The following is a 24750-nucleotide window of genomic DNA, read 5'->3' as shown; positions in this document are numbered from 1 at the left end:
TCCCGCCGAGCCTCAGGAGACGGTCGTACGCAGCCGCTGCGGGACCGCCCACCACTGGTCCGGACGGTCGACCACCATGGCCTCAGGGCCGGTCTCGATGAACCGGGCGAGCCGGAAGAGGTACGCCGCGATGCCCGCCGCGCCCTGCATCCAGGTGGTGCCCGGGGGCAACAGCGGGTCCTCCTTGCGGTACTCGACGAAGCGCCAGCGGGCGCCCGCCCCGTCCCGGACGGCCCGCTCCACCAAGGCATCGCCCATCACCCGGGCCGCCCGGACGAGCCTGTCGGCGGCATCCGTGTCCTGACTGTCCTGGGCCGCGTCCAGGAGTACGTCGCCCACGCCCGCGGTGCCGCAGCAGCGGCCGTCGTTGTCCCAGAAGCCGGGGCGCAGGCGCTGCGGGACGCCCGAGGTGAGGATCGAGGTCAGACAGCGCCGCCGCAGCTCGCCGACGCCGAGGCCCGACACCTCCGTGACGCCCGCGTGGGCCAGCGCCGAGAACAGGTGCGAGGTGCCCGCCGGGCCGTGGCACCAGGTGTACGTCAGGGGCTCGACCTCCCGCTTCGACGGCGGGATCGTGTGCGGGACGATGAAGCCGCCGTCGTCCAACAGGCCTACGGACAGCACATGTCGGGCTCCCTTCACGGCCGCCTCGACGAAGTCCTTGCGGCCGAGCGCCGCCCCCGCGACGGCCAGCGCCGAGGCCACTCCGGCGGTGCCGTGGGAGTAGTTCGGCGCCCGCCGCTCCGTGGTCGCCCCGATGCCCCAGTCCAGGCCCGCCGCCGTACGGTCCGCGATCCGCAGCAGGGCCTCGCAGCCCGTCGTCGCGATCGACTCGGCGTGCTCGCCGCCCGCCCAGACGGCGGTGAGCACCACACCCGCGGTGCCCATGATGATGTCGTTGAGGGGCGCGTCGGAACCGGCTTCGAAGCTGACGGTGGTCTTCCAGCCGTCGGGGGTTGCCAGTTCGGCCAGCCGTCGCAGCGCGACCGACTCCGAGCCCGGTTCGAGCAGCCTCAGCGCGGTGACGTCACCGGCCAGCCCCTCGTACAGCGAGGGTTCCGTACGGTCTCGGGCCGCCGCCGACAGTCTGTTGACGATCCCGGCCGCCAACGACCGCTCCTGCTCGGTGAGTTCGCGGTGCCGGGCGATCTCCGCCAGGACGGGGGCCAGGCCGGCGATGCCCGCGTACAGGGAGTCCCGGTCCTCCGCGGGGGAGGCGTCCGGACCGTCCTGCGCCGCGTCCTCGGGCACCGTCTCCGGCAGCCAGGGTCCGTCGTCCTCGCGGATCCGGTCCAGCACCCACGACCAGGCGGCCTCGCCCAACTCCCGGTAGCCGTCGTACGAGTTGCTCGAGCTGCTCGATTCGTTCTTCTCCGGCACCCGGTCACGCTACAGCCGCACCATCGCCGCGGGTAGGCGCCCACGGGCCGAGGAAGGTCAAGGAAGGTCCAGCACAAGGTGGCGGCGGAGGCTTAGGTCCATGGGCCGAGTCGGATCGGGACCGGGGGCGGGTGTCAGCCTCGGGCCGCGTCACTAGCGTGGGCGATCAGCCACGGTGAGGAGAGCGATGCCCGGCAGCGGCTACACGTACGTCTGCGAGTTCGACGCCTTGAAGGAGGGCGCCCCCCAGCGGTTCGAGGTGGAGGGCCTTCCCGTCTGCCTCGTGCTGACCGGGCAGCGGGTGTTCGCCATCCACGACGTCTGCTCGCACAGCGCCGTCTCGCTCTCCGAGGGCGAGGTGGACGGCCTCACGGTCGAGTGCTGGCTGCACGGCTCCCGCTTCGACCTGCGCACCGGACAGCCCCTCGACCGGCCGGCGACACGTCCCGTCCCCGTGTACCCGGTGGAGGTCGAGGACGGAGGCGTGTACGCACACGTCGTACCGCGGACCGGACAGTGACGCGGGCGCCGCACGACGCCACCGCGGTGCGCGCCGACGCCACCCGTAACCGCGCCCGGCTGCTGGCGGCCGCCGCCCTGCTGGTCGCCGACCGGGGAGCGGAGCATGTGACGATGCACGAGGTCGCGCGGGCGGCCGGGGTCGGAAAGGGCACGCTCTTCCGCCGGTTCGGCGACCGCGACGGACTCCTGCTGGCCCTGCTGGACGAAGCCGAGGCGGAGTTCCAGGAGGCGTACACCTCCGGCCCCCCTCCGCTGGGACCGGGAGCACCGCCGAGAGAACGGCTGACGGCGTTCGGCTCCGCCCTGATCGAGCGCATCACCGACGACGAGGACCTGGGCGCCGCGCTGGGCCGCCAGATCCTCTGCGAACGCCGCATCGCCTCGGAAACCTGCCGCGCCTTCCAGCACCACGTGGAATCCCTCCTGCGCGAGGCGAAGACCGAGGGGGACCACGCCGTACTCGCCCACGCCCTTCTCGCCTTCGTGAGCTTCGAGAGCGTGGACCACCTGCGCGACGGGCGCCGGATCAGCGGCGCGCGGCTGCGGGCGACCTGGGTGGACCTGGTGGGGCGGCTGACGTGAGGGGCGGGTACGGCTAGCGAGCCCTACAGCCCGCCCTCGGACATCCCGTGCACGGCCGGGATCGTGCCCAGGCGCCCCTTCTTGAAGTCCTCGAACGCCTGCTCAAGCTCCGCCCTCGTGTTCATGACGAACGGGCCGTACTGGGCCATCGGCTCGCGGATCGGCCGGCCGCCGAGCAGGAGGACCTCCAAGTCCGGCGTCCGGGAGTCCTGCCTCTCGTCCGCTCGGACGGTCAGCGAGGAGCCGGTGCCGAAGACCGCGGCCTGGCCCAGCCGGATCGGACGGTGCTCGGCACCGGCCGAGCCCTTGCCCGCCAGTACGTACGCGATGCCGTTGAAGTCCTCGCGCCAGGGCAGGGTGATCTCCGCGCCCGGGGCCAGCGTGGCGTGGACCAGGCTGATCGGGGTGTGGGTGATGCCGGGGCCCTCGTGGCCGTCCAGCTCGCCGGCGATGACGCGCAGCAGCGCGCCGCCGTCCGGGGAGGTCAGCAGCTGGACCCGGCTGCCGCGGATGTCCTGGTAGCGCGGGGCCATCATCTTGTTCCTGGCCGGGAGGTTCACCCACAGCTGGATGCCGTGGAAGAGGCCGCCGGACATGACGAGGGACTCCGGCGGGGCCTCGATGTGGAGGAGGCCCGAGCCTGCAGTCATCCACTGGGTGTCGCCGTTGGTGATGGTGCCGCCGCCACCCTGGCTGTCCTGGTGGTCGAAGATCCCGTCGATGATGTACGTGACGGTCTCGAAGCCGCGGTGGGGATGCCACGGTGTCCCTTTCGCCTCCCCGGGCTCATAGTCCACCTCGCCCATCTGGTCCATCAGGATGAACGGGTCGAGGTGGCGGTGGTCGATCCCCGCGAAGGCGCGGCGCACCGGGAATCCCTCGCCCTCGAATCCGCTCGGAGCGGTGGTGACGGAGAGCACGGGGCGGGAGGCGGCCCCGGCAGCCGCGGCGACCCGGGGGAGGGCCAGCGGGTTCTCGACGGTCACAGCGGGCATGGTCGGGACCTCCTCGGGTCAGCGGGCTCGTGGCCGCTTTCACCCTTTTGACAGACGACCCGCCCAGGGTGTGACAGCCGCCGAGTGGAATCGCCTTGCGCCAGGACACCGAAACCCCAAGAGCCGAGACGGACGTCACACCGGGCTTTCTGTCACGTATCGCTGTGCGGATCCGGTCAGTAGGGGTGAATCCGCAACATGACACGGAGTTCACCGTGGAATCGCTTCTCAACCACTACGGCAACCCACTCGCGGGGCAGAGCGGCAGCACCGGCATGCGCGCGATGATCGGCCGGGACGAGGAACTGCGAACCCTCCGTGGGGCGTTGGCGGACGCGGCGGCCGGGCGCGGCGGTGCGCTGCTGGTCCACGGCACCCCCGGCGTCGGCAAGTCGGCTCTGCTGCGCGCGGTCGGCGCCGAAGCCGCCGGGAGCGGTTTCCGGGTGCTGAGCGCGTCCGGCGTGGAGTCCGAACTGTGGCTGCCGTTCGCCGCACTGCAACTGCTGCTGCAACCGGCCGCCGACGGCATCGACAACCTGCCGGCCCCACACCGACTGGCGCTGAGCGGCGCGTTGAGCGCCACGGAGGCCGAGCCCCACATCTTCCAGGTCGGCATGGCCGTACTCGAACTCCTCGCCGACGCGGCCGACCGGCAGCCACTTCTGCTGCTTGTCGACGACCTGCAGTGGGTCGATTCGTCGAGCCGGGACGTGCTCAGGTTCGTCGCCCGGCGCACCCGCGACCTTCCCGTACTGATGATCGTCGCCTCCCGGATCCACCACCCCGAAGCCAACAGCCTGAGTGCGCACCCGGACCTCCAGCTGGAACCGCTCGGCCGGACGGCCGCCGCCGAACTGCTCGACGCCGGCGCCCCCGGCCTGTCGGCGCCGGTGCGGGCACTCATCCTGGAGCGCGCGGCCGGTAACCCACTGGCCCTGGTCGAGCTGCCCAAGGCGGTGAAGGCCATGCCCACGGAGCCGGACGATCTGCCGCTGCCGCAGCGGCTGGAGGAGGCGTTCGCCGCACGTACCGACTCGGCGAGCCGGGAGTGCCGTACGTTCCTCCTGGCTCTGGCCGCCGAGCCGAACGCCCCGCTGAACCGGCTCCTTGACGTGACGAGCCGTCTCTCCGGTTCGACGGTTTCCGTGGACACCGTGCAGGAGGCCGTCGACGCGGGCCTGGTGACCTTGGTCGGCCGTAGCCTCGAATTCAGGCATCCGCTGATGCGCTCGGCGATCCACACCCGCGCCACGGTGGCCGACCGGCTGGCCACCCACCGCGCCCTCGCCGCGGTGATGGACGACATGCCCGAGCGCCAACTCGTCCACCTGGCGGCCTCCACGCTCGGCCTCGACGAGGAACTGGCCGCCCGGCTGGAGCGTTTCGCCGACGCCTCGCAGGCCCGGGGCAAACTGGCGGCCGCCGTCCCCGCCCTGCGCCGGGCGGCCGACCTCGTCCACGACGCGCACCGCCGGACCGGCATCCTCATCCGGGCGGTGGAGCTGGCCGCCGAGATCAACGACCGCGTCCACACCCAGCTGTTGCTGGACCGCGCCGACATGCGCGAGCTGGGCCCACTGGAGCGGGCCCGCCTCATGGTCGTGTCCGACAGAGCCGCGTTCGACCCGGGCGAACCGCATCGACGTATCCGGGAGATGGTCACCACGGCGGCCGGGGCGTTCGACGCGGGAGGCACGGACACCGCCGAGAACCTGCTGTGGCGTGCGGCCGCACGATGTTTCTTCCAGGACGGCGACGCACAGGTGCGCGCCGGGACCGCAGCCGAACTGGCTCGCTGCGACCCCGATCCGGACGGCCCCCACGCGCTGACGGTACGGGCGTACACAGAGCCGTACCGGCACGGGGCCGAGGTGCTCGCGCGGCTCGACGACCTCGAACCGGACAGCCAGGACGGCCGGATCCTGCACTTCCTCGGCAGCGGCGCGATGGTCCTGGGTGACGCCACCCGCGCCGCCCGGTACCTGTCGCTGGCGGCCGCGGTGTGGCGGTCGCAGGGCAGGCTCGGGCTGCTGGCCCGCTCGCTGGCCGGCAGCTGGCCACGGGTGTACCTCGGTCAGCTCGACCGGGCCCGCGAGGAATCCGGCGAAGGGCTCGCCCTGGCCGAGGAGACCGGGGAACGGATCGTCTGGCTGGGCCTGAAGGCGACGGGGGGCCTGGTGGCGGCGCTGCGCGGCGAGACCGAGGCCGCGGCGCGTACGATCCGCGAACTCCGCGCCCACGCACTGTTCCCCGGCATGCCGTTCGCCACGGTGATGGCACAACAGGTCGACGGCCTGCTCGCCCTTTTCGACGGCCGCACCACCGAGGCGTACGACCTTCTCGCGCGCGCGTTCGATCCGGCCGACCCGCACTACCACTCGGTGAGCCGCTGGCTGCTCGCGCCCGACCTGGCGGACGCCGCGGTGGCCGCGGGCACTGTCCCGCAGGCCCGGCAACTCCTGGCGGAACTACCGGAACTGGCCCGCCGACTGCCTTCGGAAATGATGGTGGTCGCACACGCCTACACCGACGCCGTGCTGGCCCCCGACGACACGGCGGAGGAGCGCTACGCCGCCGCCCTCGCCGCGCTGCCCGCCGGCTGGACGCTGTCGCGGGCGCGGCTGCACCTGCACCACGGCCGCTGGCTGCGCCGCCAACGCCGCAACGTGGACGCCCGGAACCCGTTGCGCACCGCCCGCGACGAGTTCGACCAGGTCGGCGCCCAGCCCTGGGCCGAGATGGCCCGCGAGCAACTGCGTGCCGCCGGCGAGTCGAGCCGTCGGCGGCACGCGAACACCGCCGAGCAGTTGTCGGCGCAGGAGATGCAGATAGCCGTACTGGCGTCACAAGGGCTGAGCAACCGGGAGATCGGCCAGCGCCTGTTCATCTCCCACCGCACCGTCGGGGCCCACCTGTACCGGATCTATCCCCGCCTGGGCATCACGAGCCGGGGCAAGCTCGCCGCAGTGCTCGCCGCTCTCCAGCCCGCTGGACCGGGAGGGAACGGCCGGATCCCGCTGTGATCCCCTCACAGCGCCCTCGTCCGCAGCCGGCGCGTCATCTCCACGACCCGGCGGGTCTGGAACTCGACAGCGGCCAGTTCCGTCGTGCCCGGAGGGATCTCGCCGTTGTGGGACACGTGGCTGGTGCCATAGGGATTGCCCGCCTCGAACTGGATGGCGTCGGCGTAACCCGGCGGGACGATGACGGCGCCCCAGTGGTAGAAGGTGTTGTTCATCGCCAGGATCGTCGACTCCTGACCGCCGTGCGCCGTCGCCGTGGCGGTGAACGAGGAGCCGACCTTGTCCACCAGCCGTCCCTGCGACCAGAGCGGTCCCGAGGTGTCGATGAACTGTTTGAGCTGGGCCGCGGGCAGGCCGAACCGGGTGGGTGACCCCAGCATGACGGCGTCGGCCCAGTCGAGGTCGTCGAGCGTCGCGAGGGGTATGTGCTGGGTGGCGGCGAGGTGATCGGACCAGCCCTGATGGGTGGCGATGGCCTCTTCCGGCGCCAGCTCCGCCACTTTGCGCAGCCGTACCTCGGCCCCCACCTTCTCCGCGGCCGTCGCGGCGGCTTTGGCGAGTTCGAAGACGGTCCCGGTGGATGAGTAGTAGATGACGGCGACGTTCACCGCATTGTCCGTACTGTCCATGACGATTCCTTGGAGCTCGAACGGTTCGGGAATTCGGGATCTTGGAAGTTCGGGATTTCGGAAGTTCGGTAACAGCCTTCCGGCCCCCCGGCCACCGGGCATCAGTCATCCGACTGGGGCTGCGACTTCACCGGAAGTCCGGTCGGTGAGGGTGGCCCGATGCGCATGAGTGTCGCGCGCGTCTCCTCGGTCAACCCGCCCCAGATGCCGTGCCTTTCCCGGTGGCTCAGTGCGTAGCGCCGACAGGGAATCCGCACCGGGCACCGGGCGCAGATCGACAACGCCCGCTGGACGGTGGCCTCGTCGCCCGGAGGCGGGAAGAAGGTCTCGATGGCGGCGCCGCGGCAGTACGCGGCCTGCCACCAGCTCACTGCCAAGTGGGTGCTCAGTGCCGTCGTCATCCCATCTCCTCCAGCTTCCTGCCGTTGGTCTCGCGCACCAGGGCGGCGACGAAGACGAAGGAGAGCAGGGCGAAGCACGCGTAGAGGCCGTAGGTGGACGACAGGCTCCAGTCCGACATACGGGGGAAGCTCTCGGTGACGGCCCAGTTGGCGATCCAGTTGGCGGCGGTCGCCACCGACATCGCGGCGGCACGGATCCGCAGCGGGAACATCTCGCCGACCATCACCCAGAGCACCACACCCCAGGAGACCGCGAAGAAGAAGACGAAGGCGTGGGCGGCGATCAGCGCCACGGTCCCCTGGGCGTCCGGGATGGACAGAGTGCTGCCGCTGCCTGTCCGGTACGAGAAGGCCCAGGCGGCGAAGGCCAGCGAGACGGCCATGCCCAGCGAGCCGGTCAGCGCGAGCGGTTTGCGGCCGACCCGGTCGATCAGGAGCATGGCCACGACCGTCCCGACGATGTTGATGATCGACGTCGACAGGCTGATCAGCAGGGAGCTCGACTGGTCGATGCCCACCGACTGCCACAGCAGCGACGAGTAGTAGAAGATGACGTTGATTCCGACGAGTTGCTGGAAGACCGCGAGCCCGATGCCGGCCCACACGATCGGCAGCAGCCCGAAGCGGCCGTCGAGCAGATCGCGTACCCGCGGCTTGTGGCCGGTGCGGAGCGCGTGCTGGATCTCGGCGATCCGGTCGTCGGTGCCGTCCTGCGTTCCCCGCAGGTCGCGCAGTGCCGCGCGGGCCTGGACCAGACGGCCCGTGGCGACGAGGAAGTGCGGCGACTCCGGGATCCGGAGGGTGAGGAACCAGTAGGCGAGTGCCGGTACGACAGCGGCCATGAGCATCCACTGCCAGGCGTGCAGGGGACCCAGCGGGTTCTCGCTCTTCCCGTCGGCGCCTTGGGCGATCGCCCAGTTGACGAGCTGGGAGGCGGTGATCCCCAGCACGATGGCCGCCTGCTGGAAGGACGCGAGCCGGCCGCGGTGGTCGGCCGGCGCGACCTCGGCGATGTAGCTGGGCCCGATCAGCGAGGCGAGGCCGATCGCCATGCCGCCGACGACCCGCCAGGCGCCCAGGTCCCAGGCGGAGAAGGGCATCGACGAGCCGAGTGCGCTGATCGCGAAGAGGGCGGCGGCCAGGTGCATCACCCGCAGGCGGCCGACGCGGTCGGCGAGGCGCCCCGCGACGGCGGCTCCGAAGGCGGAACCGAGCAGCGCGGAGGCGACGATGGTGCCCGTCTGGCCGGCGCTGACGTCGAATCGGTGCTGGATTCCGGTGACGGCGCCGTTGATGACGGCGCTGTCGTAGCCGAACAGGAAGCCGCCGAGCGACGCGGCTGCCGAGATGTAGGTGATGCGCCGGAGATCGGATGCGGGGGGCGTGGCCACGTGCGGGGCCGACCCCGCGGGAGTGGCGTTCGCGGTCATGGACAGGACTCCTTCACAGGACCGGGTTCGCGGGGCGCGCAGGCGGGGGTTCCCGGGCCGGGCGGGTACACCGGTCGTACGGGCGTGGATTCAAGTGGATGGAGCAAGTGGGTTGAGGCGACGGCTGCCTGGCGCCTCGGTGCTGCCGTTCGGGCACGGCTGGGAACCCCGGCCGTCGGCCTTGACGGTGCGAGCGCCGCTGTCAGGTTCTGCTGTCAGCGGCCGGCCGCCGGGAACGAGATGAGTTCGTGGAGACGGGCGAGGTTCGCCGCGCCGACGAGGCCCGCGTCCTGCCCGAGGGTGGCGGTGCGGACCTCGGCGTAGGCCCGGTACGCGCCGCCGCCCAGGGCCCGGCGGTAGGCGACCTCGGCCGGACGCCGGATCAGCTCCCCGGTGTCGCCGAGGCCGCCGCCGATGACGAGGACGGACGGGTCGAGGACGGAGGCGAGGTCGGCGAGGGCCTGGCCCAGCCAGCGACCCGATCGCGCGAACACGTCGAGGGAGAACGGGTCGCCGCGCCGGGCGGCCTCGGTCACATGGTGCCCGTGGAGACCGGACGGGGTGCCGTCGCCCAGCGCGAGCACCGCCGCCGCGTACGCCGGATCGGCGGCCGCCAGCTCGCGGGCACGGCGGGTGTGGGCCGCTCCGCTCGCGTACTGCTCCATGCAGCCGTGCTGACCGCAGGGGCACGGGAGACCGTCGGGGACCGCCCGGTAGTGGCCGATCTCGCCCGCCATGCCGAAGGAGCCGCGGAAGAGCCGGTCTCTGCTGATGATGCCTCCGCCGAAGCCGGTGCCCGCGGTGACCATCAGCATGTCCTCGTGCCCGGCACCGGCTCCGTGGATGAACTCGCCCCACGCGGCGGCGTTCGCGTCGTTCTCGACGACGACCGGAAGCCCCGTGGCCTCCTGGACGATGTCCCGGATCGCCTTGTCGTGCCAGCCCAGGTTGGGCGCGAAGCGCACCGTCGAGCGCTCAGCGTCCACATATCCGGCGGCTCCGATTCCCACCGCCCGCACATCGTCCCGACCCTGGCGGACCCGCTGGACCGCCTCGGCGATCGCCCCGGCGATCCGGTCCGGGTCCCGAGGGGTGGGGATACGCACCCGGGAGACGACCGCCCCGCCGGGGTCGACCGTTCCGGCGGCGATCTTCGTGCCGCCGAGGTCGACTCCCACGGTCAGACCACCGGTCTGCTCGGTGGATGGTTGTCCGCGGTACTCGCGCAGGGAGATCGTCACGGCGTTCCTTTCATCGTGTCGACGCCCCGGAGCCGACGGTCGCTACCGGTCCGGGGATCACCTCAGCCTCCTTGTTCCGGCGGCGAGTTGCCTAAGTCGTTCGACTGCGTTTCGTACCGGCAGTCGACCCTTGACGGCCGCCGAGTCATTTGACTGATGACGGAGCTCTCCGCGCCCTCGAGGATCGTGAGGCGATGACTCGCGCAGCCCCTTGATCGCACCGGTTTACCGAGCGGTGATGTGATGAGAGAACATGACGGTCTCACTCTGGTGGTGTCCCGGATACTTGTCCGCCTGGTCGTCGCCCAGGGCGTGGACCGGCCCGTGATGGTCGATCTCTGTTACAAGTGCACGGATCCGTACGCGGTGTCCTTGACGTTCCACGTGAGTGCTGAGGACAGCGTGCGATGGGTGTTCGGCCGCGATCTCCTCCTGGCCGGACAGCAAGGACTCACCGGCGTCGGCGACGTCCAGGTCTGGCCGTCACGATGCTCCTGGGCCAAGAAGACGTGCATCGCGCTGCGCCAGTCCCCGGGGAAGGGGGAGGTCGTCGTGGCGGCCTCGGCACGAGCCCTGGACGCCTTCCTCCTGCGCACCCTCGCGGTGGTACCCGCCGGCACCGAGGACCGCCACCTGGACCTGGACGGAACCGTCCATCAACTCCTGGGCGGCCCAGGAGAGCCGCATCGATAGGCCACATCGACAGGCGCTGCCACCGAGTGCGGCAGCGCCTTCTCGGAAAACCGTCAGATGTCGCGGAAGATCTCGATCTGCGCCCCCACCGAGTTGAGCCGCTCCGCCAGATCCTCGTACCCCCGGTTGATGACGTACACGTTCCGCAGTACGGACGTGCCGTCGGCCGCCATCATCGCCAGCAGGACCACCACCGCCGGTCGCAGTGCGGGCGGGCACATCATCTCGGCCGCTCGCCAGCGGGTCGGGCCCTCCACCAGGACCCGGTGCGGGTCGAGGAGTTGGAGGCGTCCGCCGAGGCGGTTCAGGTCGGTGAGGTAGATCGCGCGGTTGTCGTAGACCCAGTCGTGGATGAGGGTCTTGCCCTGGGCCGATGCCGCGATGGCCGCGAAGAACGGCACGTTGTCGATGTTCAGGCCCGGGAACGGCATCGGGTGGATCTTGTCGATCGGCGCCTCCAGCTTGGAGGGCCGGACCGTCAGGTCGACCAGGCGGGTGCGGCCGTTGTCCGCGACGTACTCGTCCGTACGGTCGTGGTCGAGCCCCATCTCCTCCAGGACCGCCAGCTCGATCTCCAGGAACTCGATCGGCACCCGGCACACGGTCAGTTCGGACTCGGTGACGACCGCCGCCGCCAGCAGGCTCATCGCCTCGACCGGGTCCTCGGAGGGCGAGTAGTCCACGTCCACGTCGATGGTCGGTACGCCGTGCACGGTGAGCGTCGTCGTGCCGATGCCCTCGACCCGTACGCCCAGCGCCTCCAGGAAGAAGCACAGGTCCTGGACCATGTAGTTGGAGGACGCGTTACGGATGACGGTCACGCCCTCGTGCCGGGCGGCGGCGAGCAGCGCGTTCTCGGTGACGGTGTCCCCGCGCTCGGTCAGCACGATCGGGCGGCCGGGGGAGACCGACCGGTCGACCTGGGCGTGGTACAGCCCTTCGGTCGCCGCGATCTCGAGCCCGAACCGGCGCAGCGCGATCATGTGCGGCTCGATGGTCCGCGTACCGAGGTCGCAGCCACCGGCGTACGGAAGTTGGAAGCGGTCCATACGGTGCAGCAGCGGGCCGAGGAACATGATGATCGAGCGCGTACGGCGGGCCGCCTCGGCGTCGATGGCCTCCATGTCCAGCTCGGCGGGCGGCACGATCTCCAGGTCGACGCCGTCGTTGATCCACCGCGTACGTACGCCGATCGAGCCGAGTACCTCCAGGAGGCGGTACACCTCCTCGATGCGGGCGACCCGGCGCAGCACCGTGCGCCCCCTGTTGAGCAGCGAGGCGCACAGCAACGCGACACACGCGTTCTTGCTGGTCTTGACGTCGATCGAGCCGGAGAGGCGGCGACCGCCGACCACCCGCAGATGCATCGGACCCGCGTACCCCAGGGAGACGATCTCGCTGTCGAGGGCTTCACCGATTCGGGCGATCATCTCAAGGCTGATGTTTTGATTGCCGCGCTCGATGCGATTGACGGCGCTCTGACTGGTGCCGAGTGCCTCGGCTAGCTGCGTCTGTGTCCAGCCCCGATGCTGCCTGGCGTCACGGATGAGCTTGCCGATACGTACGAGGTAGTCGTCTGCCATGGGGTTGAGGCTATCTCAGATATGAGATGGCGCCTTCTGGGGAGTCCGTGCGGGTGACGCACCGTCAGTTACTGCTGGTTCTCGGACGGGCGTCAGTGGCGCTTCTTGGTGCGCGTACGGCGCCAGCCGAACGGTCCGGGCAGGTCCATCGAGGTCGTACGGCGTCCCGTGCTGCTGTGGGTGCGCCGCGGCCCGTGTTCGCCGCCGGACGTGAACGACCAGGAGCGCCTGTTGATGTTCAGCCGGAGGCCCGGGAGGATGCGGAAGCTCTTGCGGAAAGTAAGAGGCATAGGGGTCGGTTACCCCGGATCGGCGCGGTAATGGCCACAACGCCCTCCTTTCAGGCGCCCGCGCCGCCGTCGACCGGCACGATCGCGCCCGTCACCATCGAGGCACGGTCGCTGAGCAGCCAGGCGGCGACCTCGGCCACCTCGCGGGGTTCGGCCATGCGGCCGAGCGGGATCGTCGGGGTGATGCGCTCGATGATGCCCGGGGTGGCCGCCTCCCACGCGTCGATCATCTCCGTGGCGGTGCCGCCGGGGGTGATGCCGTTCACCCGGATGCCCTCAGGGCCCCAGGTCACGGCAGCGGTCTCGGTGATGCTGTTGAGCGCGCGCTTCATGGCGCCGTACGCGGGGAGGGCCGGGTTCGCACGGCGGCTGCCGATGCTCGACGTGTTGACGATCGCCCCGCCACCGCTTCGCCGCATCAGTGCGGCCTCGGCGTTCATGGCCGTCCAGTGCGAGCGGAAGTTCACGGCGAACTGCTCGTCGATGTCGTCGTCGCTCGTGGTGTCGAGCGGGCCGGGCCGCTGGATCGTCGCGCCGTTGTTGAAGGCGCCGTCGAGCCGTCCGTGCAGTTCCTCCACGCGGTCGACGGCGGCGCGGACGCTCGTACGGTCGGCGAGGTCCAGGGTGACGGCGTCGGCGACGCCTCCGTCGGCGCGGATCTCGGTGACGAGGTCGTCGAGGGCCTTGGTGCTGCGGGCCGCGAGTACGACGGTGGCGCCCTCGGCGGCGAAGAGCCGGGCCGCGGCCGCCCCGATGCCACGGCTGGCGCCGGTGATGAGCACGACCTTGCCGGTGAGCAGGCCGATCGGGGTGGAGGTGGGGGTGGGGGCGGGGCTGGTGTCGTTGTCGGTTGTCATGCCAACAGCGTGCGCGGCCCCAGGAACCGGATACAGGCACAAGCGGTACCAGGATCCGGCGCCGTTCTGCGTGCAGACTCGGGGTATGGACAAGCAGGAACTCGGGGCGTTTCTCCGCAGCCGGCGCGAGCGGCTGCGGCCGGAGGACGTCGGCCTCCCCTCCGGACCGCGACGCCGGACACCGGGGCTGCGCCGTGAGGAGGCCGCGGTCCTCGCGCACATCTCCACGGAGTACTACGTCCGGCTCGAACAGGGCAGGGCGCCACGGCCTTCGGGCGAGGTCCTCGCCGGGATCGCGGGCGCGCTGCGGCTCACCGACGCCGAGTCCGACCACCTCCACGTCCTCGCGGGCACCGCGCCGATCCGCACCCGGCTGCACCGGCGCGACGTCCGCCCGAGCGTCCTCGCGCTCCTCGAACGGCTGCCGCAGACGGCCGGGTTCGTCGTCTCCGCGGCGTTCGAGGTGCTCGCGTGGAACGACCTCGCGGCCGCGCTCATGGAGGACTTCGCCCAACTCGCCCCCAGGGACCGCAATCTCGCGCGCCGGGCGTTCCTCGGACCGACGCGACCCGACACACCGCTGTACGGGATCTCCGACGCCGCCGAGTTCCGGCACCACGTCGTCATGGAACTCCGCGCCACCCTCGCCCGCTACCCGGCGGATCCCGCGGTGACCGGCCTCGTCGACGAACTCCGGGACGCCAGCCCCGACTTCGCCCGGCTCTGGGAGCGGCACGACGTACAGGCCGCGCCGATGCTCACGAAGACCTTCCGCCACCCGGTCGTCGGGGAGGTCACCGTCGACTGCGACAGACTCGCGCTCACGGACCGCGACCAGCATCTCGTGCTCTACAGCGCGCCGCCGGGTTCCCCTGGCGCCGAGGCGCTGGCGCTGCTGAACGTGCTGGGAGCCGAGGCCGGCGAATATCGCCGCTGAGCGCTCCGCCGGATGTACCGTGACGGGTTGTCTCTCGGCTGCGGCACCGTCGTGGCTGGTCGCGCCCACGCGGCGGTAGCCGCAAATTCAACACAGCCCCGCGCCCCTTGGCCGCGTCGCCGGACCGCGGTCGACTTCACCGGGTCCGCTCAGCGCCGCGGTCGGATGTCCGGCCACGGCGAACACCGTCGCAGGCCGGGGCGACTTGCTGATCCGCTCGCCGGGATGCCCCTCCGGACACGGCCGGTTGCCCGAGTGGCCGGAGGCAGGGGGCTTCCCCGCGGCCCGGTGTCAGTCCTCGGCCGTAGCGTGTGCGCGTGACCCAACTCATGCAGACGTACTCCTACTTACGGCCCTCGGCCGTGCACGAGACCACGGCCGGACGCACCCTCGCGCTGGAGACCTCCGGCGGTGCCACCCCGGCCGGAGAGGCGGCCAACCCCCGGTTCTTCAGCGGGTTCCTGACCGCGCCGACCGCCGCGGCGACGGCGCTGCTCGCGGTCGCGGACGTCGCCGCCGCCCGCTACTACCGGCCGGGCGCCAACACCTCGCTCGATCCGGTGGTGACGGCCGACGGCGACCGGCTGCGGCTCGAGTCCTTCTCCGGCTGCTGCGGTGTGTACGCCCGTCTCGACGTCCTCGCTCCCGGCCTCGACGGTGACGACGTCGGCCACGGCACCACGAACGTGGACGTCAACCCGCCGCTGCGGCGGGCGCTGGCCGGGCTCGGTGGGCTCGACCCCCTCCATCTGGCCGTCGGGCCCGAGGAGTTGACCGTCAAGACCTTCGACGGCGAGTTCGTGGAGAAGAAGGTCCCGCTGCCGGAGCGCTGGCTGCGCGGCTTCGCCGAGGCCCAGGTGCTCGCGGCGGGCTTCGCCCAGCGCGCCGAGGTGCCCGCCGTGGAGGCGGCCGCCCTGCTGCGGGCGCTGCCCCGGCCCACCCAGCGGTCCGACGCCCGCACGACCCGCTGGATCGTGCCCGCGGGCCGCACCCTGCGTCCCACGACCAGACCGGCGCCCGGTGCGGTGTGCCTGCCCGGCCCCGAGCGGCTGCTGACCCTCCGTACGGTCCTGCGGCACGCGACGACCGTACGGGTGTACGCCCCGGACGCCGTCGACTCCCCGGACGGGACGACCGCCGCCGCCTGGGAGGTCGAACTGCCGGGCATGCGGCTGACGTTGATGCTCTCCCAGAGTGCCTCGCGCGGCTTCTCCGGCGAGGGCGGAGTGCTGAACGACCTCGCCACCGGACCCTCGACGGCGGACGCGGAACGGGTCGCCGAACTGCTGGCCTGGGAGCCGCGGATCGATGTCACCGAGCTGTCGGCGCAGGCAGGTCTGCCCGCCGACCGTGTACGCGCCGCGCTGACCGTGCTGGGCACGTCCGGCCAGATCGGCTACGACCTCGCCGAGGAGGCGTATTTCCACCGCCACCTCCCTTACCGCGCGGCCGCCGCCGAGACCCGCAACCCCCGGCTGCGCGGCGCACGGGCGCTCGTCGCGGACGGCGCGGTACGGCTCGACGGACCGCTGGCCCGCGTCGGAAAGGGCGACGACGCCCACGTGGTCCGCACCGACGACGACTCGGGCCAACTGAGCTGCACCTGCTTCTGGTGGGCGAAGTACCGGGGCGGACGCGGCCCCTGCAAGCACGTGCTCGCGGCGGGCATCGCGCGGGGCGCGGCGGCGGAAGCTGCCGTGGAAGCCGTGGGGTCGGCTTCCGCCGTGGGGTCGGCTTCCGCCCCACCCTCACCTGCACCAACAGCCACAACAACCCCCGCACGATCGGAGACCCCCCGATGAACCTGGTCCACCTCGCCGAAGCGGGCGACGTCGAGGCCGTGCTCCGTGAGCTCGCTGCCCTGACCCCGGACGAGCGCGCGGCGCAGGCCGAGGCACTGGAGGCCCGGCGCGCGGCGCTGCGGCCCGGCTGGTTCCACGACGTCACGGAGGAGGGGAAGGCCGCCCAGCTCGCCGCCGAGTTCGGCTGCCGTACCGACCCCGCGGCCGCGGCCGAATGGATCCTGCGGCCCGAGAACGACAGGCACGCGGTTCGGCTGCCCCTCGACGGCGTCTGGGTGCTCGACGTCGTGAACCTCCACCCCGTCGACTGGCGGGCCGAGCTGGCCGCACAGCTCGCCGAGCGGTTGACCCCTGGGCAGGGCCTCAGGTCCGACCTCGTCGAACACCTCGTCCTCGACACGGGCTGCCCCGTCCCGACCACCGACGGGTTCATCGACAACTGGCTGCGCTGGCGCGACAGCACCTGGACGCATCCCGCACATCTGCGCGGCGGGCCCCGGCCCGGCGCCACCTTCCTGGAGCGGCTGCGCACGGACGACCTGTCGCCGCTGCTCCTCCCGCTGGTGCTGGAGCGACCGGGCGTGCACCTCGGCTCGGGCTCGTTCTGCCACATGCTCAGCAGCAGAGGCCTGGCGTACATCATGGAGGACACCAGGCTTGGCGTGTTCATCACCTTCTCCAAGGAGGGCCTGGTGGACCGCGCCGCGCTGGTCCGGCGTGTCTTCGCCGACCTGGCCGCCGCCGGTTGGGGGCGGGACGCCGCTGTCGCGCTCACCCAACTCGCCCTCACCCCGGCGGAACACGCCGCCACGGCCCGTGAACGCGTCGCGCTCGCCGAGCCGTTGGTCGCCCAACTGCTCCAGGACGGCACGCGCGACGAGACCGCGCCGCCGCTCGAGTACCTCCGCGCCCTCGCCCTCACCCCGGCCGAGAACGCCCCCGCCCTCCGGGACCATGTGGCGCTCCTCGACCTGTCGATGCCGGTGGCCGGCTACGCCCAGGAGGTCCTGACCGGCCTGGACGAGGCCGGGCTGCTGGAGCCCGACGTCCTCACCGAGATGTGCGAACGGGTCCTGCTCCGCCCGGAGAAGAAACTGGTCCGCGCCCAGCTCACCCGGCTCGACCGCGCGGCCCGGAAGGACCCCGCGCGCGCGGCCCGTACCGTGCTCGACGCGGCGACGGCCCTCGACCACCGGGAGGTCGACCTCCAGGAGCGCGCCCTCGCCGTGATCGCCCGGCACCTCAAGGCCGCGGGCGACTCGGTCCTGCCCGAGCTGCGCACGGCCGCCGCACGGATCAACCCCGCCCTCGCGGGCCGGGCCGCCGAACTCCTCGGCACCGCGCCGGACCGGCTCACCGACCAGTACGCCGACACGCTGCCCGCCGTGCCCGAGCCCCGCCTGGTGCCGGGGCCCATCGGGACGGCCGTCGAGGTCGCCGAGGAGCTGGCGGCGGCCGTCGCGAACCCCAAGGACGTGGTGACGTTCGAGCGGGTCCTGGACGGACTCGTCCGGCACGCCCACCTCGACCGGGCCGCGCTCGCCCAGGCGCTGAAGCCGGCCATGCGCAAGGAACCCCGCGACGCCGTCGACTACACCCAGTCCGACGTGTACGACGTGGCCAGGGCACTGCGCGGCGACGAGCCGAGGCAGCGCGGCCTCATCGCCCACCACAGGTTCATCCACACCTCCCCGGCCGGGGAACTGCTGAGGGCGCGCCTGGCCGAGGCGATCGACATCATCGAAGCCGACGCACAGCCCTTCCTGCTCGCCGTGCCGACCGACGCCACGGGAGCGCTGGACGCCGCCGAACTCGTACGGCGGATCTCGGTGCTCGACGGGCTCGGCATCACACCCGCGCCGGTCGACCTCGCCCAGGCGCTGCTGCGCGTCACCCCGACCGCCGACGAGAAGGTGCTGGACGCGGCCGGGGAGCTGGCGTCCGACGCCGGGCGGAGGCTCGCCCAGTGGCTGCGCGAGGGCGGTCTGCCGCACCGGGACACCCGCCCCGAGGACGACACCCACTCGGGCAAGCACCCGTCGGAGCTGGTGAAGCACCTCCACCCCGAGCCGCTCCCCGGCCCCCCGCTGCTCCCGGCCGCCGAGACCCTGATCGGGCCGTACCGGAACGACGGTCTCTACGACCCGATGGTCCCCTTCTGGCTCGCCCAGCTGCCGCACCACCGCGAACTCGTCCTGGCCCGCGACTACTTCAGGTACCGCGTGTCCATGCGGGGCTGGGCCCACGCCCTGCCGTTCGCCGCGGAGTCCGGCGGCCCGGCGGGATTCGCGCTGCACACGGCCGTGGCGTCCACCCTCGCCTACGACCAGCAGGGCGAGCGCGACGCCGCGGTGGACGCGCTCCTCGTGCTCGCCGGACGGGGCCAGCTGGACACCGGCCTGCTCGGCCGCCGGCTGGCCGACATGCTGCGCGCCACGTGGGTCGAGGCGAACCGGGTGACCGCGTCCCTGCGCACGGCTGCCGAGACCGGCGCGTACGCCACGATCTGGTCGGTCCTCGAAACCGCCCTGCCTCGCCTGCTGGGCGACCCCGTCGTCCGGGGCACCGGAGCACTGCTCGCCCTCGGCATCGACTGCGCCTCCCGCTGCGCGGCGAAGGGCGAGATACCCGAGGTCACGACGGCCGCCGCGCGCACCGGATCGAGCCAGGTGGTGAAGAACGCGCGCCTGCTGCGCGACGTACTGGGCTGACCGGCCCGGCCACCGCGCAGGACATCACCGCGCGGTGGCCGCCGTACGGTCGGGCACATCACACGGCGGCCGGGCATGACCATCCGCCACCCATGTACTAGAGTTATCTCGACATCGAGATATCTGCCGGGCGTACCGCGGCCCACTCCACTGCCGGTCCAGCGGTAAGGCTTACCTAACTTAGCCTTACCTTAGCGGATCGGCCAAGTAGGCGTGGCGGCAGGATGCGGTGGAACGCGCACATCAATGAAGGAGACTGTCGTGTCGGCGAACAGCTTCGACGCCCGTAGCACGCTCAGCGTGGGCGACGAGTCGTACGAGATCTTCCGGCTGGACAAGGTGGAAGGCTCGGCTCGCCTTCCGTACAGCCTGAAGGTGCTGCTGGAGAACCTCCTCCGCACCGAGGACGGCGCGAACATCACCGCCGACCACATCCGGTCCATCGGCAACTGGGACTCCCAGGCGCAGCCCAGCCAGGAGATCCAGTTCACGCCCGCCCGCGTGATCATGCAGGACTTCACCGGCGTGCCCTGTGTCGTCGACCTCGCCACCATGCGTGAGGCCGTCAAGGAGCTCGGCGGCGACCCGGCGAAGATCAACCCCCTCGCCCCCGCCGAGCTGGTCATCGACCACTCCGTCATCGCCGACAAGTTCGGCACCCACGAGGCGTTCGCGCAGAACGTCGAGCTGGAGTACGGCCGCAACCGCGAGCGCTACCAGTTCCTGCGCTGGGGCCAGACCGCGTTCGACGAGTTCAAGGTCGTCCCGCCGGGCACCGGCATCGTCCACCAGGTCAACATCGAGCACCTCGCGCGTACGGTCATGGTCCGCAACGGCCAGGCGTACCCGGACACCCTGGTCGGCACCGACTCCCACACCACCATGGTCAACGGCCTCGGTGTGCTCGGCTGGGGCGTCGGCGGTATCGAGGCCGAGGCCGCGATGCTGGGCCAGCCCGTCTCGATGCTCATCCCGCGCGTCGTCGGCTTCAAGCTCACCGGTGAGCTGACCCCGGGCACGACCGCCACCGACCTCGTGCTGACCATCACCGAGATGCTCCGCAAGCACGGTGTCGTCGGCAAGTTCGTCGAGTTCTATGGCGAGGGCGTGGCCGCCACCTCCCTCGCGAACCGCGCCACCATCGGCAACATGTCGCCGGAGTTCGGCTCCACCGCCGCGATCTTCCCGATCGACGACGAGACCATCAAGTACCTGAAGCTGACGGGCCGCGACGCCCAGCAGCTCGCGCTCGTCGAGGCCTACGCCAAGGCGCAGGGCCTCTGGCTGGACCCGGCCGCCGAGCCCGACTTCTCCGAGAAGCTGGAGCTGGACCTGTCGACGGTCGTCCCGTCGATCGCCGGCCCGAAGCGCCCGCAGGACCGTATCGTCCTCGCGAACGCCGCCGAGCAGTTCAAGTCGGACGTACGCAACTACGTCGCCGACGACGACGAGGCGGGCAAGGAGTCCTTCCCGGCCTCCGACTCCCCGGCCACCAGCAACGGCGTGCCGACCAACCCGGTCACCGTGACCGCCGCCGACGGCTCGACCTACGAGATCGACCACGGCGCGGTGACGGTCGCGGCCATCACCTCCTGCACCAACACCTCGAACCCGTACGTCATGGTCGCCGCCGCGCTCGTCGCGAAGAAGGCCGTGGAGAAGGGCCTGACCCGCAAGCCGTGGGTCAAGACCACCCTCGCGCCCGGCTCCAAGGTCGTCACCGACTACTTCGACAAGGCGGGGCTCACCCCCTACCTCGACAAGGTCGGCTTCAACCTCGTCGGCTACGGCTGCACCACCTGCATCGGCAACTCAGGACCGCTGCCGGAGGAGGTCTCCAAGGCCGTCAACGACCACGACCTGGCCGTGACGTCGGTGCTCTCCGGCAACCGCAACTTCGAGGGCCGGATCAACCCGGACGTCAAGATGAACTACCTGGCGTCCCCGCCGCTGGTCGTCGCGTACGCCCTCGCCGGTTCCATGAAGGTCGACATCACGCGTGACGCGCTCGGCGTGGACCAGGAGGGCAAGCCGGTCTTCCTGGCCGACATCTGGCCCTCCGAGGCCGAGGTCAACGACGTCGTGGCGAACGCCATCGGCGAGGACATGTTCAACAAGTCCTACCAGGACGTCTTCGCTGGCGACGCCCAGTGGCAGGCGCTGCCGATCCCGAGCGGCAACACCTTCGAGTGGGACGCGCAGTCGACGTACGTCCGCAAGCCCCCGTACTTCGAGGGCATGACGATGGAGACCACCCCGGTCTCGGACATCGCCGGCGCCCGCGTCCTCGCCAAGCTCGGCGACTCGGTCACCACCGACCACATCTCCCCGGCCGGCGCGATCAAGGCCGACACCCCCGGTGGCAAGTACCTCACCGAGCACGGTGTCGAGCGTCGTGACTTCAACTCGTACGGTTCCCGCCGTGGCAACCACGAGGTGATGATCCGCGGTACGTTCGCCAACATCCGCCTGCGCAACCAGATCGCGCCCGGCACCGAGGGCGGCTACACCCGCGACTTCACGCAGGACGGCGGGCCGGTCTCCTTCATCTACGACGCCTCGCGCAACTACATCGAGCAGGGCGTCCCGCTGGTCATCCTGGCCGGCAAGGAGTACGGCTCCGGCTCGTCCCGCGACTGGGCCGCCAAGGGCACCGCGCTCCTCGGCGTCAAGGCCGTCGTCGCCGAGTCGTACGAGCGCATCCACCGCTCGAACCTCATCGGCATGGGCGTCATCCCGCTCCAGTACCCGGCGGGCCAGTCCGCCGAGTCCCTCGGGCTGACCGGCGAGGAGACCTTCTCCATCGCCGGCATCACCGAGCTGAACGACGGCACCACCCCCGCCACGGTCAAGGTCACCACCGACACGGGTGTGGAGTTCGACGCGGTCGTCCGCATCGACACCCCCGGTGAGGCCGACTACTACCGCAACGGCGGCATCCTGCACTACGTGCTTCGCCAACTTGCCGGTTCTTGACCTGACGTGAACGAGCGCCCTGCCCCTGCATCTCGCGCGGGGGGCGGGGCGCTCGCGCGCGACGGTGCGGAAGACGTGCCTGCGACCATGGTCGCTCGCGATCTGTTCCCGGAGCGGAGCTGTGCATCCTGCGACGGCGGAGAGCCCCGCACCTGGTACGGCGCATTCCAAGGGTCGTCGCAACACAGTGATCAACTGGCTGTCGCCAGGAGCTTAGCGAGACGCTCGGCTGGGGTTTCCCAGCCGAGCGTTTTGCGTGGGCGGCTGTTCAGCTCGGCAGCAACGGCGTCCAGGTGCTCGCGGGTATGGACGGAGAGGCCTGTGCCCTTCGGACCCAGTCCGAACTCCGCGGAATAGGCCATGGGGAACGCGGAGTTGCTCCGCGACGACCAGGCAGACGGCGCTCTTCCCCGGGCCGCCCGGCAACCAGCCGATCCTTCAGATCCGAGCCGGGCGGTCAAGGATGAGCGCAGCTCATCGCGGTAGCGGCGCCGTAGGCGTCCTTGAGGGCCCGGCTCGGACCGGACACTTCACGGCCGGGCGGCCCAGCTCTCCCCACTCACCCGATTCGCACGTACAAGCGGGGACGACGGTGTTGACCTTCCCCTCGTAGCGTAGAGACCCTGACTGCAGGGGAAGTTGAGGGTCATGGCGGGCAAGAGGCGGAAGTTCGACGCGGAGTTCCGTGAGGGGACTGTGCGGATCGTCGCCGAGACCGGCAAGCCGATCGCGCAGGTCGCTCAGGATCTCGGGATCAACGAGACCACGCTGGCGAGCTGGGTGTCGCGGGCCCGCATGGCCGGCGGGGCCGCGGCGACGGGTGAGAGCGAGGAGCTCGCGCGGCTGCGGCGGGAGAACGCGCAGCTGAAGAAGGACAACAAGGAGCTGGCCATGGAGCGTGATGTGCTCAAACGCTGCATGGTCTTGTGGGTGAAGTAGTTGTGGCGGACCCGGCGGTGCTCGTCGGGGTGATCAGCGACCAGAAGACCGGGCACAGCATTGCGTACCGCACCTCCTGCCGAGCACTCGGCGTGTCGGAGGCGTGGTTCTACAAGTGGCGCCGCAGACCGTCCGAGCCGACGAAACGCGAGGTCAGACGCGCAGAGCTGGCCGGGAGGATCCGCTGCTTCTTTGACCTCTCGGGCCGGACGTACGGCTCGCCGAGGATCACGCTGGATTTGTGGGAGGAGGGCTGGCAGGTGTCGGAGAACACCGTCGCCGAGATCATGGCCGAACTCGGACTGCAGCGCCGCAAGCCTCCTCGTCGACGCCGTTCGCTGACCCGTCCCGGCAAGCGGAAGACTGCTCCTGACCTGGTGCGACGCAAGTTCGACGCCATCGCGCCCAACGTCTTGTGGTGGGGCGACATGACCGAGGTCGGCACCGGCGAGGGCAAGCTCTACCTCGCATCCGTCCACGACGCGTTCTCCCGCCGGGCTCTGGGCTACGCGATGGGTGCGCGGCACGACGCCGCGCTGGTCGGCGCCGCCCTGCAGATGGCGATCGCGACCCGGGGCGGCCAGGTCGACGGCGTCATCTTCCACACGGACCGCGGCAGCGAATACACATCCGAGGCGTTCCAGCAGCTGTGCGGCCGCTGGGGCGTGGTCCAGTCGATGGGGCGTGTCGGGTCCGCACTGGACAATGCCGCCGCGGAGTCGTTCCACTCGGTCCTCAAGGTCGAGTACATCCACCGGCACACCTTCACCACCCGCGCCGAGGCGAGGCTGAAGACCGCCACGTGGATCGCGGACTTCTACAACACGAAACGCCGTCACAGCTCGGCCGGCGGGAAACCACCCGCCGAGTTCGAACGGATCATCCAGGAAACACGAACGCGGGCCGATCAGGAAGGCCGGGCCGCATAACCAACGTCTCTGCGCAACCAGGGGATTGACACATTCCGTTACGCGGCCCGCCAGGACTGGGACAAGGTCGCCAAGGCACTCAAGCCCGTCTACACCACCCCCAGCGAGGACGCGGCCACCGAGCGGTTCGGAGAGTTCCAGGAAGCCTGGGGCCGGAAGTATCCGGCGATCATCAAGCTGTGGGAGAACGCCTGGGCCGAGTTCGTCCCCTTCCTCTCCTTCCACGTCGGGATCCGCAAGGTCATCCGCAGCACGAACGCGATCGAGAGCGTCAACGCCCGCATCCGCAGGGCCGTCCGCGCCCGCGGGCACTTCCCCAACGAGGTCGCCGCGTTGAAGTGCATCTACATGGCCCTGATGAGCCTGGACCCGACCGGCAAGGGCCGCAAGAGGTGGGCCATGCGCTGGAAGGCGCCCCTGAACGCCTTCCAGATCGCCTTCGGAGGCCGCCTGACCCCGAACAACAACTGACACCTCAACAACCAAGATCAGCCGTTAAGTTGACACACCCGTCTAGACCCGGACTTCGCAGGTCCCTCGATCGTGAAGATCAAACGGTCACGGTCGGTCCCGCAGCGGTCAGGCGGAACGCCTGATTATCGCGATGCGCCCGATTTCGATAGGAGACGGTCGGCGATCATGCGCTGAGCCGCCACTAACGGGTGACCTGCGAAGTCCGGGTCTAGACGGAAGGAGTGACTATGTCATGGCTGGGTCATGTCGGACGTACGGGTGTCCCCCGTTATGTTTTCCGCGGTCCTGCAAGAGGGCCGCTGGCCTCCGGGCCCGGCATGACTGTGTCCCCCTGTCCTTGATGACCTGGGGGGTGG

The 24750-nt window shown here is 70.9% G+C and carries 19 protein-coding genes and 2 pseudogenes; 11 read left to right on the top strand and 10 right to left on the bottom strand.

Features of this window, described 5'->3' with window-relative positions:
* Nucleotides 1-12: 12 nt before the first annotated feature.
* Nucleotides 13-1380 carry a lanthionine synthetase LanC family protein gene (locus tag ACWCRB_RS11275; RefSeq protein WP_450995809.1) on the bottom strand — a complete coding sequence of 456 codons (1368 nt, stop codon included), beginning with the start codon at nucleotides 1378-1380 and terminating at the stop codon, nucleotides 13-15.
* A gap of 187 nt (nucleotides 1381-1567) precedes the next feature.
* Between ACWCRB_RS11275 and ACWCRB_RS11270 the strand changes: the two genes are divergently transcribed.
* Together ACWCRB_RS11270 and ACWCRB_RS11265 are read left to right on the top strand one after the other, a co-directional pair.
* On the top strand, nucleotides 1568-1900 hold the full coding sequence (locus tag ACWCRB_RS11270) for a non-heme iron oxygenase ferredoxin subunit (RefSeq protein ID WP_450995808.1): 333 nt from the start codon (nucleotides 1568-1570) through the stop codon (nucleotides 1898-1900).
* Nucleotides 1897-2484, top strand: coding sequence for a TetR/AcrR family transcriptional regulator (locus ACWCRB_RS11265; protein WP_450995807.1), 588 nt, complete (start codon nucleotides 1897-1899; stop codon nucleotides 2482-2484). The genes ACWCRB_RS11270 and ACWCRB_RS11265 overlap by 4 nt, the downstream gene beginning before the upstream one ends.
* Nucleotides 2485-2507: 23 nt before the next feature.
* On the opposite strand, the gene ACWCRB_RS11260 is transcribed toward ACWCRB_RS11265, so the two are convergent.
* Complete coding sequence (locus tag ACWCRB_RS11260; protein WP_450995806.1) at nucleotides 2508-3479, bottom strand: pirin family protein; 972 nt, start codon at nucleotides 3477-3479, stop codon at nucleotides 2508-2510.
* 215 nt (nucleotides 3480-3694) lie between these two features.
* On the opposite strand from ACWCRB_RS11260, the gene ACWCRB_RS11255 reads away from it, so the two are divergent.
* On the top strand, nucleotides 3695-6502 hold the full coding sequence (locus ACWCRB_RS11255) for an ATP-binding protein (RefSeq protein ID WP_450995805.1): 2808 nt from the start codon (nucleotides 3695-3697) through the stop codon (nucleotides 6500-6502).
* 5 nt (nucleotides 6503-6507) lie between these two features.
* On the opposite strand, the gene wrbA is transcribed toward ACWCRB_RS11255, so the two are convergent.
* From wrbA to ACWCRB_RS11235, 4 genes are all read right to left on the bottom strand, one after another.
* Nucleotides 6508-7131 carry an NAD(P)H:quinone oxidoreductase gene (gene wrbA, locus ACWCRB_RS11250; RefSeq protein ID WP_450995804.1) on the bottom strand — a complete coding sequence of 208 codons (624 nt, stop codon included), beginning with the start codon at nucleotides 7129-7131 and terminating at the stop codon, nucleotides 6508-6510.
* A gap of 101 nt (nucleotides 7132-7232) precedes the next feature.
* Nucleotides 7233-7532, bottom strand: a complete 300-nt coding sequence (locus ACWCRB_RS11245) for a WhiB family transcriptional regulator (RefSeq protein ID WP_450995803.1) — start codon at nucleotides 7530-7532, stop codon at nucleotides 7233-7235.
* A complete protein-coding gene (locus ACWCRB_RS11240; protein ID WP_450995802.1) occupies nucleotides 7529-8962 on the bottom strand; it encodes a sugar porter family MFS transporter in 1434 nt (477 codons plus the stop codon). Before ACWCRB_RS11240 ends, ACWCRB_RS11245 begins: the two co-directional genes overlap by 4 nt.
* Before the next feature lie 215 nt (nucleotides 8963-9177).
* Complete coding sequence (locus ACWCRB_RS11235; RefSeq protein WP_450995855.1) at nucleotides 9178-10197, bottom strand: ROK family glucokinase; 1020 nt, start codon at nucleotides 10195-10197, stop codon at nucleotides 9178-9180.
* Nucleotides 10198-10476: 279 nt separating this feature from the next.
* On the opposite strand from ACWCRB_RS11235, the gene ACWCRB_RS11230 reads away from it, so the two are divergent.
* Nucleotides 10477-10896 carry an SsgA family sporulation/cell division regulator gene (locus ACWCRB_RS11230; protein ID WP_450995801.1) on the top strand — a complete coding sequence of 140 codons (420 nt, stop codon included), beginning with the start codon at nucleotides 10477-10479 and terminating at the stop codon, nucleotides 10894-10896.
* Between the two features lie 53 nt (nucleotides 10897-10949).
* Here ACWCRB_RS11230 and ACWCRB_RS11225 read toward each other — a convergent pair whose 3' ends face one another.
* The 3 genes from ACWCRB_RS11225 to ACWCRB_RS11215 all read right to left on the bottom strand — a co-directional run bounded on the left by ACWCRB_RS11225 (nucleotide 10950) and on the right by ACWCRB_RS11215 (nucleotide 13626).
* Nucleotides 10950-12479, bottom strand: coding sequence for a helix-turn-helix domain-containing protein (locus ACWCRB_RS11225; protein WP_450995800.1), 1530 nt, complete (start codon nucleotides 12477-12479; stop codon nucleotides 10950-10952).
* 92 nt (nucleotides 12480-12571) lie between these two features.
* Complete coding sequence (locus tag ACWCRB_RS11220) at nucleotides 12572-12769, bottom strand: DUF4236 domain-containing protein (protein ID WP_235474283.1); 198 nt, start codon at nucleotides 12767-12769, stop codon at nucleotides 12572-12574.
* 50 nt (nucleotides 12770-12819) lie between these two features.
* Complete coding sequence (locus ACWCRB_RS11215) at nucleotides 12820-13626, bottom strand: SDR family NAD(P)-dependent oxidoreductase (RefSeq protein ID WP_450995799.1); 807 nt, start codon at nucleotides 13624-13626, stop codon at nucleotides 12820-12822.
* Nucleotides 13627-13711: 85 nt separating this feature from the next.
* Here ACWCRB_RS11215 and ACWCRB_RS11210 point away from each other — a divergent pair, with 85 nt between their 5' ends.
* The 4 genes from ACWCRB_RS11210 to acnA all read left to right on the top strand — a co-directional run bounded on the left by ACWCRB_RS11210 (nucleotide 13712) and on the right by acnA (nucleotide 22052).
* Nucleotides 13712-14563, top strand: a complete 852-nt coding sequence (locus tag ACWCRB_RS11210) for a helix-turn-helix transcriptional regulator (RefSeq protein WP_450995798.1) — start codon at nucleotides 13712-13714, stop codon at nucleotides 14561-14563.
* Between the two features lie 329 nt (nucleotides 14564-14892).
* Nucleotides 14893-16365: an SWIM zinc finger family protein gene (locus ACWCRB_RS11205; RefSeq protein WP_450995854.1), complete on the top strand. Its 1473-nt coding sequence runs from the start codon at nucleotides 14893-14895 to the stop codon at nucleotides 16363-16365.
* Nucleotides 16362-19076: a hypothetical protein gene (locus ACWCRB_RS11200; protein WP_450995797.1), complete on the top strand. Its 2715-nt coding sequence runs from the start codon at nucleotides 16362-16364 to the stop codon at nucleotides 19074-19076. Before ACWCRB_RS11205 ends, ACWCRB_RS11200 begins: the two co-directional genes overlap by 4 nt.
* A gap of 261 nt (nucleotides 19077-19337) precedes the next feature.
* Nucleotides 19338-22052 (top strand): aconitate hydratase AcnA, encoded by a 2715-nt coding sequence (acnA, locus tag ACWCRB_RS11195; protein WP_450995796.1) that lies wholly within the window; start codon nucleotides 19338-19340, stop codon nucleotides 22050-22052.
* Nucleotides 22053-22243: 191 nt separating this feature from the next.
* Here acnA and ACWCRB_RS11190 read toward each other — a convergent pair.
* Nucleotides 22244-22384: pseudogene (locus ACWCRB_RS11190) on the bottom strand (IS30 family transposase); the annotation flags it as partial.
* 316 nt (nucleotides 22385-22700) lie between these two features.
* Here ACWCRB_RS11190 and ACWCRB_RS11185 point away from each other — a divergent pair.
* From ACWCRB_RS11185 to ACWCRB_RS11175, 3 genes and pseudogenes are all read left to right on the top strand, one after another.
* Nucleotides 22701-22991: a transposase gene (locus tag ACWCRB_RS11185; RefSeq protein WP_450995795.1), complete on the top strand. Its 291-nt coding sequence runs from the start codon at nucleotides 22701-22703 to the stop codon at nucleotides 22989-22991.
* Complete coding sequence (locus ACWCRB_RS11180; RefSeq protein ID WP_450995794.1) at nucleotides 22979-23920, top strand: IS3 family transposase; 942 nt, start codon at nucleotides 22979-22981, stop codon at nucleotides 23918-23920. The genes ACWCRB_RS11185 and ACWCRB_RS11180 overlap by 13 nt, the downstream gene beginning before the upstream one ends.
* A 27-nt stretch (nucleotides 23921-23947) precedes the next feature.
* A pseudogene (locus ACWCRB_RS11175) lies at nucleotides 23948-24391 on the top strand (transposase); the annotation flags it as partial.
* Between the last annotated feature and the right edge of the window lie 359 nt (nucleotides 24392-24750).

Source organism: Streptomyces sp. NPDC002156 (assembly GCF_053593675.1).
The sequence above is the reverse complement of the archived record's forward strand: the minus strand, read 5'-3'. Positions and strand labels throughout refer to the sequence as shown.